Below are 10,518 nucleotides of genomic sequence, written 5' to 3'. Positions count from 1 at the left end.
TTATTCTTTTACATAGTAAGTGCAAGTATTTGCATATACTTTTTTTAATTCATTATGACTTGGAACTAAATCAGCATGTCCAGCGAAAAACATTCCGCCATCATTGAGATTTTTAACAAAATTATCAACCAAGCGGTATTTGTATTCTTCATTAAAATAAATCATCATATTTCTTGAAAGTATCACATCAAATTTACCTAATTCTAAAAATTTCTTATCAAATACATTCACAACTTCAAACTTAGCATTAGAAAAATATTGGCTTTTTATCACATATTCATCATTGTCTTGGTCAAAGTATTTTTTGATTAGATTATCATTTAGATTATATAATGAGCGTTTTGAATATCTTCTAGCTCTTGCTTTTTGAATAATTTCAGCATTTATATCTATTCCTAAGATTGAAAGATTAGTAATCCCTGCTTCATTTGCTAGCATTAGTATTGAATATACTTCTTCTCCACTTGAACTTGGAGCGCATAAAATTCTTCTTTTGCTAGGTTCTGCTCTTAAGATATAAATTAATTCATTAAGTTGTTTTAGTTCTCTATAAAAATAAGTTTCACAAACCGTTATTAAGTCAAATAATTCTTGTCTAATAGGAAGGTTTAAATCCATTTTATTAGTTAATTGAGAAAAAGAGCTTAAATTATTATTAGTGCAAAATTTGATTAATTTTGGTCTTATCGTTGTTTTTTTAACTTCTAAATCAATTCCACAAACTTGCCTAATTTTCAATAAAAGCATATCAAACTCATAATTATCATCGTGGAATTTAAACTCTTCTTTTTGTTGATTTTCTATATCTTTTTTATTTGATAAAAAACTAAACATAAAACCTACCTTTGAATGAAATTTACAATTTCTTTTTTTATATCTTCAATGTCAAGTTGTAAAAGATTATTGTTTAATTCATAAGCTCTTTTTGGCATTCCATAAACTATGCAAGATTTTTCACTCTCGCCTATACACTTAGCACCTTTTTTGTATAGTTCAAATAAGCCTTTAGCACCATCATCTCCAATCCCTGTTAATAATATTGCTAGTATTTCATAGTCTTTTGTAAGTTTTGAAGCACTATTAAACAATAAATCTACATTAGGACAAAATGGAAAAACTCCATTATTAAAATTAGCCCTTAGATTTGAAAATAACTCCGTATTGTATTGACAAATATATATTTTTTTATCATCTAAAAAGCAAGGATTTTCTAATAACGCAACATCGCTTAAACATTCTTTATCAAGTTGATGTGCGTAACTTGGTAAAAAATTTGCTTGCATATGTTGAGCAATAACTATTGTTGTATTTACAAGTTTTAAATCTTGAATTAAATACTTAATCTGACTAGGACCACCTGTGCTAGCACCTATTAAAATTACTTTTCGCATCCATAATTCCTTATATAAAATAACCAATAAAAAGCACCTATTATAAAGCAACTTCCAATTAATATTGTAATATAAAAAGTGCCAACTTTATTATCAAATAACCAACCAGTTAGTAAAGTAATTGCTAATGAAAAGCTCATATAAATCATATCAACATAAGCAATCACTCTGCCATAATATTCTTTATCGCAATTGTTTTGAATTGCTGTATAAGTATAAGACCATATCGTGCTAGTAAAAAATCCAGCAAATATTAAACCTATAAAAGATACCCAGAAATTAAATTGAAGTAAAGCCCAAGTAATAATCCCTAAGCCTTGCAAAATAAAAAAATAAAATAATCTTTTGTGATTTACGACTTTACTTAAAATTAAAGGTCCAACTACTAAAGATAAAGCTCTAATTGCATTACTAAGTCCAATTATTAAACCTGTGCTTAGAATTTCTTTTAGAAAATATACTTTATTTAAATAATCATATCCAGCTAAAAAATTAATCAAAGCATCATAAGCTGTAAATCCTATAAAGGCGTGTAATAATATTAAATGTAATATTTTTTTATTTCCTAGTAAATAAAACAAACCTTCTTTAGCCATTTTTGTGATATTTTTGAAATAAAATTTTTCATTTTTTACTTCTATTTTTATAAAAAATAATAATGTAATTCCAATTAAAAATAAAAAGCAATCAAGCAAAAAGGCATTATAAACCCCAAAATAATGTATAAACATACCAGCAACTGCCATTCCTGTAGTGTATGAAATAGCCCAAACTACTGAAAATAACTCATTTGCTAGCTTTAATCTGTCTTTATCAAAAATATGTGGCAATAAACTCATTTCAGTTTGAAAATATAAACTTGCAACCGCAAGTCTTATAAAAATTAGTAAAAATAGTATAAAAATATAACTAGCGTCTTTTATAAAAATTAGTAAAAATACTGAAAACAATTCAATGATAATTGATAATAATAAAAGTTTTTTAGACTTAAAACTATCAATTATAATTCCACTAATTGGCGCCATTAAAATAGTAGGCAAAAATGCAAATACAGCAGAAAAAGATATAGCCCATTTTTTCATACTTTCGTGATTTATTTCAGAGCCTAAAATATTCCAACTAAACTCGCTAAAATCAAACTCAATTAGCATAGTATAAACACCAATTTGTGAAAACCAAGCCCCAAAATAAGTTATGAATTGAACTAGGATAAGAATTTTAAAAGTCTTACTATATTTTAATAATTCAAGATAATTTTTCAATTTATTTCTCCAGCATAACAACAGCCATTGCAATCCCTGCATCGTGGCTAATACTAAGATGAGCTGATTTTACTCCAAATTTATTAAAAATTTTTTCACTAAATAAAATACTAGGTCTATTTTGATTATTTTTTATAATTTCTATATCCATAAAAGAGCAATCTTTACTAATTCCACAGCCTAAAGCTTTACTAGCTGCTTCTTTTGCTGCGTAATAACCTGCAATAGAATTTGAATTAGAACTTAGAGTTTTTAATTCGTTTTCGGTAAGGATTTTTTTTAAGAATTTAATTTGAGATTTAGCTAGAATTTTCTCAACTCTAGCAATCTCAACAATATCACAACCAATCATCAAGTAATCACAAAATCAGTAAAATAAATATTTTTGATAAAGCCATCATTTAATACTTCATTAATTTTATTGATAATTTCTTCTTTTAATCTTTCTTTGCCTTTTCCTGTGCTTATTTCTTCTACACTTTTTGAGCTTAGAGTTTCTATTATTTTATCTTTAATAATAGGTATTTTTTTATCAAGTTCTGGTGTTAGTGTTTCTATATTTTGCTCTAATTCAATTTTGCATTTTAAATATTTAGTCCCACTATCACTTACTAAATTCACGGTAAAGCCATCTAATGGATAAATAACACCAACATCAGCTGACATTTCGTTCTTTTTCTTAGCAGGTTTTTTTTCAACTTGCTCGGTTTTTACACTTTCATCAGCCTTTTCTTCATCGCCACTTCCCATTAATAAAAATATAACTAAACCGCCTATGATTAATACAACAAGTAATAAAACGGTTACTAAAATTAAAACCAAACTAGAACCTTTTGATTTTGGTGCTACAACTTCTTCGTTTTCTGCCATTTATTAACCTTTTTTGATAAATATTTTAAAAATTGAGATTTTAGCAAAAATAAATTAAAGAAGGGATAAAATGAAAAAAATACTAGCTATTTTGATAGTAATAATTATAGGCATATTTAGTTTTGCATATTTTAGTAATGATGAAACTAATAATAATTTTAGAATTATTAAACCAAAAAGAATGGATTTATCAATTAATGTTGAAGCAGTAGGCAAGGCTTATTCTCCTTCTTTGGTAAATGTTGCAACTTTAGCAAATGGGGAAATTAAAGAATTTCGTGTAAAGCTAGGAGATAAGCTTAAAAAAGGCGATATTATTGCTATTTTAGATGATGAAAAAGCTAAGAATGATTTGGCTATAGAAAAAAGTAAATTGATTAGTTTAAATGATGAAGAAGAAGCAGCTAGAGTATATTTAAACGAATTATATGTAAAACTTCAAACTCAAGAAAAGTTATTAAGTAAGGGTGCTAGCTCTAAAGAAAATTATTTAAACGCAAAAACTAATTATTACAATGCAAAAGCAAAACTTAGCTCAATAAAAGCTCAAATAATTCAAACAAATGCAAATATTTCTACTATGCAAGAAAGCTTAGATGAAACAATAGTAAAAGCTCCTATTGATGGTAGCGTAATAGGTGTTTATGCTAGTTTAGGTCAGACAATTAACTCAAAGCAAAGCTCACCAACACTAATTAAATTAGCTAATTTAGATGAGATGGAAGTAAGAATGCAAATAGCACAAAATGATGTTAGCTTATTAAAAGTAGGGCAAAAAATCACATATACTCCATTAAGTGATGGGGCTAGCACTAAAGAAGCTAGCATAAATAGTATTGATAGTGCTGATGTTAGTGTTATTGATAATGCTACTTCAAGTGGGGCTGTTTATTATTATGCTAGATATTTTGTAAATAATAACCCTGAATTAAAAATAGGAATAGATGTTCAAAATACCATAGAAATTGATAAGGTAGTAAATGCTTTAACTTTACCTATTAATTATATTAATAAAGACAATCAAGGCTATTTTGTATATATTAAAGATAATAGCGAGATAGGCTATAAAAAAGCATATATAACCTTAGGTAAGAGCGATAATTTTAATATAGAAATTACAAGTGGCTTAAATGATGATGATGAAGTGGTAATAACTAATGATAAAGATAAGCAATCTAAATAAATTTTACGGCTCAACTCAAGTATTAAAAGATATAAATATTGAGATAAAAAAAGGCGAGTTTGTAATATTATTAGGCAAAAGTGGTTCAGGAAAAAGCACATTGCTTAATATGATAGGCTTAATTGATGAGCCAAGTAGCGGAGAATATATATTTTATGATAAGAATTTGTATTCTTTAAATAGTGAAGAAAAATCAGCCTTTAGAAGAGATAATTTAGGTTTTATATTTCAAAGATACAATTTAATGCCCTTACAAAGTGTATTAGAAAATGTAATAATGGGAGCTTTATATGCTAAGAAAAACAAACAAACTAGTATTCAAAAAGCTAAAAAATTATTAGAAAAATTAGAACTTAGCGAACATATTCATAAAAAAGCAGCACATTTAAGTGGTGGTCAGCAACAGCGTGTAAGTGTGGCAAGAGCACTTATAAATGATGCAAATTTTATACTAGCAGATGAGCCAACAGGAGCGCTTGATAGTGCAAATGGAATAAAGCTTATGCAAATTCTAAAGGAGCTAAATGAAAACGGAGTTGGGGTTATTTTAGTAACTCACGATGAGAGTTTATGTAAATACGCAACTAGAATTATTAAAATGAAAGATGGAGTTATCATTAGCGATGAAAATGTCAAAGAATTTAAAACAAGCAATTTAAATGAAGATAATTTAAATAAAGCTAATTTTAAAGATAGATTTATAGCTAGTTTTAGCTTTTTTTCTCAAAATGTAAAACTTGCATTAAATAATCTAATCACAAATAAATTAAGGTCATTTCTTACTATGCTAGGGCTTATAATCGCTACTGCTTCAGTAATTTCAACGATAGCTTTAGGAAATGGTGGAAAAGCTGATATTTTAGAAGAGATAAAATCGCTTGGGACAAATACAATTATAGTTCATAAAGGCTCAAGATTTGGAGATAGAAATGCAGGTAGGATTAAGGATTTAACATACCAAGATTTAGAGCTTATTAAAAGGCTTGATTTTGTAAAAGAAGTTGGGGTTGAGAGTGGTTTAAGTGGTGCTTATATTACTTATTTAAAAAACGAAGTAGATACTGATGCTACAGGAGTTTTTGCGAATTTTTTACAAATTAGTGCTAAGGAGATGAAAGAAGGTAGATTTTTTACCGAGCAAGAAGAACAAGACGCTAAGAATGTATGTGTAATTAGTGAGAATTTAGCTAAAACTTTATTTAAAATAGAAAGTCCATTAAATAAAATAATATATCTAAAAGGTCAGCCATTAAGAGTAATTGGGGTTCTTAAAAAAGATAAAAATGAGCGAGATGGTTTTGATATTAGAGTTTATGTTCCAAATAGCACAATTAGCAATAAATTTGATGGTAATAAACATATTAGGCGTATTGTTGTATTGCTTAAAGATGATGTAAATAGTGAATTAGCTGATAATAGTATTAAACAGATTTTAGAGATTAAAAAGGGTGCTAATTCAATTTTGACCTTTAATCAAGACGCTATTAAAAAAAGTATAGAAAGCACTACAAATACACTTAGTTTAATGATTTTTGGCATTGCATTTATTGCTATGATTGTTGGTGGAATTGGTGTTATGAATATTATGCTTGTCGTTGTAAAAGAGCGAACGAAAGAAATAGGGGTAAAACTTGCGATCGGAGCAAGTCCATCTTATATTAGCACGGGATTTTTGATTGAATCGGTTGTGCTTTGTAGTGTAGCTGCTAGTATTGGTGTAATGATTGCTTTAATGCTTGTTTATGGTATTAATTTACTTGACGCTCCTATTAAAATGATAGTTGATTTTGATGCTATTATGTTAGGGTTTTTAAGTAGCACTTTAGTTGGTTTATTTTTTGGATATTTTCCTGCTAAACAAGCTAGTAAACTAATCCCTGCAGTTGCTTTAACTGATGATTGATTAATTTGGAAAAACTTAAATTAATAAAGTTTTTCCTTTTTATTTTATATAAAATCATAAGCAACTAATGAATGTGTAGTTTTAAATAATTTTAGGAATTTATAAAATTTAAGGACTAAATTAATATATTAAAATCCTAATTTAAATTCTAAAATATTTCACACCACTAATTAACCTTATTATAAATTTTTAGTTTTTATCTTTTAAAAGAATTTGAATTATGAATTTGAAATTAAATAAAAAATATTTTTTAATATTATTTATTACGAAAAATAACATATATTAATAATTTTATGAATTTTTATTGTTTGTTTGATATAATTAATCTTATTAAAAACAAAGGATAAATTTGAATATAGACAATTTAAAAGATTATAAAATAAAAAACGATTATTTATATAGCTTAGAGCTTATTAGGTTATTTAATGACATTGTTACTTTTTTATTATTAATTTGCACAATTTGTTTTATAGCTTACAAGTTAGATAAACTACCAGAAGCTTCTCACACAGAAATGACTGAGATTAGATTAAGAGGAAGAGGCGAAGCTACAATAATTGTCGGTATATTTTTTATTTTTTTATTCATAAAGACAAATCATATTAAAAGACTTAGATTTGTTAAAAATAATGATTTTTATATTAGCGTAGATAATGAAAAGATATATTTTGAAACATATACAATAGATAAAGAAGGTCTTTTTGATATTGCTAAAAGTTATAAAAAAGTAAGCGAAACGATAAATAAAAGCGATATAGTTTTTAGATTGCAATCTAAACGACCAGCTTTAGCGTATTCTCATATATTTGATAAAGATACTTACAATACTAAAGAAATAGAAAATAAAAGCTTAAATTATAGATTAGACTATAGGGTAGCTAGAATAATTTTCTTTCCTATAGTTATGTTTTTTGCAATATTAAATATTTTATCAAGTTATTTAATATTATTTTTCTTAAATGGTAAAAACTTAAAAACTTACACAATATATCAAACTAAAACCAAGCTAGTTTCATTGCCTTTTGTTGATGATTTATCGGTTTATTTTTTATACACTGAATATAGATTAAAACATTCTGCAATAAGCAAAGGAGCTTACGAAATAGAGCATAGAGAAGAAGCGCAACCATTAGGCGAAAAATACATAGCAAAACAACAAAAGAAAATTGAAAAGATTTTAAGTGAAAAGATAATAAATGTTTGATTTTAGCAAAAGAGATTTTGGTGATTATATTAATTAAACTTTTGCTATCTATATTTTAAAAGAATTTGAATTAGGGATTTGAAATTAAATCAAAAAATATTTTTTAATATTATTTATTACGAAAAGTAACATAATTTTAATAAATATTTTTAAATTTTATGAATTTTTATTGTTTATTTGATATAATTAGTTTTATTTTAAAGGTAGGATATGAATGAGTTTTTAATATATCTAACATATTTTTTAGATAATTTACATGGTTTAGCTAGTGGAATTATTAGTATTTTAATTCCTATAGATTATGTGCCATTTTTTATTACCTATCCTACGCTTTTTGCCCTTACATTTTTTATAGGAATGAACCTTTATCCTAGATTTATAATAGCTTTATATATTTTATTTTTTTATTTGGTTATAAGAGTTGGGCTTATTGATAGAGATATCGGTGGGGGATTTGTAGTTTTACAACTATTGCTACCAATTGTATTTTCACTATTAATTTGGTGGTTTTATAAGTTAATAATGAAACAAAATCAAAAATTTATTAAAGTTATCTTTTATTTTTTCTCATTTTTAATGATTGCTTTTCACGGAATATTATTAATAAGTCATTTTAATTTACAGCAAAGTCCAAAACACGAAGTAACAGAACTTAAAAAACCAAATACCTTATTATTAAGCACAATTAAAAAACAAAACTATACGATAGATGGTAAGTTTTTTAAAAGTGTAAATTTAATAGTTGATAAAGAAGTGCAATTATATGAAAATTATAAAAAATATGAAAAAATTTTTGAAGAAGAAGCTTCAGAATTACCAACTAGACTTAGTAAAGATAAGCTAATAAATTATGATATTTATGGTTATTTTGTGGATTGTAGTTACGCAAAATCATATATGTCTTTTAGAGGACTAAAAATCCCAGAGCATCCTGATTTTGATAGAATTTATGATTCTTTTGCTAGGTTATTTGTTGATAATTATTATCTTGATTTAGGTAATTATTCTAGCAGTGGTAGTTGTTCTAATGATGTTTATCAAAATTATTTAAATAAATTAAAAGGAGAATTAAAATGAAAACAAGTTATAATGAATTGTTAAAATATGCAGTTTTATCGGATATAGTTTATGATGATTAAAAAATGATAATAATAAAATATATTTAAATTTATTAAAATCCTAATTCAAATTCCATTAATTTTTTAAAGAATTTGAACTAGGAATAAAGATTTAAAATAAAGCTTCTTCCATTTCGCTAGGCTTATTTAAATTTAGTATTTTTAGCACGCTAGCAGCAATATTTGCTAATGAGCCATCTTTTAAATTACTATCTTTATGATAATTATAAAGCCAGCAGCCAACATCATAAGTTGTATGATTTGTTAAAATATTGCCATTTAAATCTTTCATATCTTCGCAGTTTCCGTGATCTGAAGTTAGTAGCATAGCATAATTATTTTCTTTACAAGCTTTAATGATTTTGCCTAAGCATTCATCAACGCACTCAACCGCTTTAATACAAGCTTCATAATTTCCTGTATGACCTACCATATCGCCATTTGCAAAATTAACTACGATAAAATCAAAACCATCATTCATAGCCTTAATTACTTCATCACAAACTAAATAAGCACTCATTTGCGGTAATTCATCATAGCTTTTTACTTTTGGGCTTGGGATTAATACACGCTTTTCATTAAGAAATTCTTTCTCTACCCCGCCATTAAAGAAAAAGCTAACATGGGCATATTTTTCTGTTTCTGCTGTGTGAAATTGCCTTAAATTATTTTTGCTTAAGACTTCAGCTAAGGTATTTTTAATATCAATTTTTGGAAAAATCACGCCTAAGTCAAGTTTTTCATCATATTCACACATACATAAAACTTGATTTTTACTCAAACGATTTTTCAGCTCACTTGCAATTTGCCTTGCTCTATCGCTTCTATAATTAATGATAATAACTCCATCATCTTTACCAATGCCATCAAAACCAAGATTAAGCGGCTTAAAAAACTCATCATAAATTTTATTCTCATAATTATCGTTTATGTATTGTTCTAAATCACTTTTATTTGCTTTGCTAAAAAGCATATTTATATATTCATTTGTTCTATCTAAGTTATTATCCCTATCCATAGCATAAAATCTACCTGAAATACTGCTTGGAGTTATAAAACTTGGATTATTTTTTATAAAATCTTTAAAAGAATTTGGTTTAACATCTCTTCCATCACTTATTAAGTGCATAAAAATATTATTATTAACGCTTGCAATTTTAGCAATTTCGTTAAAGTGAATATAACTTGAATGCACTCCACCATCGCTATATAAACCTATTATATGAATATTTTTATATTTTTTCAAAAAGTCTTTTAAAATACTAATATTTTCTAAGCTTTTATCCTTAATAGCGTTATCAATTCTAACTAGGTTTTGATAAATAACCCTACCACTTCCAATACTCATATGTCCTACTTCACTATTTCCCATTTGACCATCTGGAAGACCTACTGCATTGCCACTTGTTTTAAGTCTTGAAAATTTTGCATTTTGGTTTAAAAAATCATAATTTGGTTTTTTTGCGTGATAAAAAGAATTGTATTCTAATCTATCGTTTAATCCGATACCATCGGTAATTACTAATATACATTTTTGCATTTTTACTCCTTTAAGTATAATTTAAGAGTTGATAGTAAGTGGTTAAA

10 protein-coding genes are annotated in these 10,518 nt (G+C 26.3%); 4 read left to right on the top strand and 6 right to left on the bottom strand.

Translation table 11 applies throughout. From position 1 onward, the window contains the following. Genes AVBRAN12637_RS03080 through fliL form a run of 5 tightly spaced genes read right to left on the bottom strand, consistent with a single transcriptional unit; the run spans window position 1 to window position 3,523 of the window. On the bottom strand, window positions 1–834 hold the full coding sequence (locus AVBRAN12637_RS03080) for a CheR family methyltransferase (protein WP_214116732.1): 834 nt from the start codon (window positions 832–834) through the stop codon (window positions 1–3). 5 nt (window positions 835–839) lie between these two features. Then, the gene (locus tag AVBRAN12637_RS03075) at window positions 840–1,391 is read right to left on the bottom strand and encodes a CheB methylesterase domain-containing protein (RefSeq protein ID WP_214120045.1); all 552 of its coding nucleotides are present in this window, start codon (window positions 1,389–1,391) and stop codon (window positions 840–842) included. Then, window positions 1,379–2,653, bottom strand: a complete 1,275-nt coding sequence (locus tag AVBRAN12637_RS03070) for an MFS transporter (RefSeq protein WP_239802719.1) — start codon at window positions 2,651–2,653, stop codon at window positions 1,379–1,381. The genes AVBRAN12637_RS03075 and AVBRAN12637_RS03070 overlap by 13 nt, the downstream gene beginning before the upstream one ends. 1 nt (window position 2,654) lies before the next feature. Next, on the bottom strand, window positions 2,655–3,005 hold the full coding sequence (gene acpS / locus AVBRAN12637_RS03065) for a holo-ACP synthase (protein ID WP_214116738.1): 351 nt from the start codon (window positions 3,003–3,005) through the stop codon (window positions 2,655–2,657). Beyond that, on the bottom strand, window positions 3,005–3,523 hold the full coding sequence (fliL, locus tag AVBRAN12637_RS03060) for a flagellar basal body-associated protein FliL (RefSeq protein WP_214116740.1): 519 nt from the start codon (window positions 3,521–3,523) through the stop codon (window positions 3,005–3,007). Before fliL ends, acpS begins: the two co-directional genes overlap by 1 nt. A gap of 70 nt (window positions 3,524–3,593) precedes the next feature. Between fliL and AVBRAN12637_RS03055 the strand changes: the two genes are divergently transcribed. The 4 genes from AVBRAN12637_RS03055 to AVBRAN12637_RS03040 all read left to right on the top strand — a co-directional run bounded on the left by AVBRAN12637_RS03055 (window position 3,594) and on the right by AVBRAN12637_RS03040 (window position 8,890). Next, window positions 3,594–4,706, top strand: coding sequence for an efflux RND transporter periplasmic adaptor subunit (locus AVBRAN12637_RS03055; protein WP_336615296.1), 1,113 nt, complete (start codon window positions 3,594–3,596; stop codon window positions 4,704–4,706). After that, entirely contained in the window at window positions 4,681–6,609 is a 1,929-nt protein-coding gene (locus AVBRAN12637_RS03050) for an ABC transporter permease (protein ID WP_239802717.1), read from the top strand. Before AVBRAN12637_RS03055 ends, AVBRAN12637_RS03050 begins: the two co-directional genes overlap by 26 nt. A 349-nt stretch (window positions 6,610–6,958) precedes the next feature. Continuing rightward, window positions 6,959–7,813 carry a hypothetical protein gene (locus tag AVBRAN12637_RS03045; protein ID WP_336615295.1) on the top strand — a complete coding sequence of 285 codons (855 nt, stop codon included), beginning with the start codon at window positions 6,959–6,961 and terminating at the stop codon, window positions 7,811–7,813. A gap of 210 nt (window positions 7,814–8,023) precedes the next feature. Further along, complete coding sequence (locus AVBRAN12637_RS03040) at window positions 8,024–8,890, top strand: hypothetical protein (protein ID WP_336615294.1); 867 nt, start codon at window positions 8,024–8,026, stop codon at window positions 8,888–8,890. 153 nt (window positions 8,891–9,043) lie between these two features. On the opposite strand, the gene gpmI is transcribed toward AVBRAN12637_RS03040, so the two are convergent. After that, window positions 9,044–10,471, bottom strand: a complete 1,428-nt coding sequence (gene gpmI, locus AVBRAN12637_RS03035; RefSeq protein WP_214119979.1) for a 2,3-bisphosphoglycerate-independent phosphoglycerate mutase — start codon at window positions 10,469–10,471, stop codon at window positions 9,044–9,046. Window positions 10,472–10,518 lie beyond the last annotated feature (47 nt).

Origin of the sequence: Campylobacter sp. RM12637, assembly GCF_020137645.1 — a bacterium.
Taxonomy (GTDB): Bacteria; Campylobacterota; Campylobacteria; order Campylobacterales; family Campylobacteraceae; genus Campylobacter_E.
The sequence above is the reverse complement of the archived record's forward strand: the minus strand, read 5'-3'. Positions and strand labels throughout refer to the sequence as shown.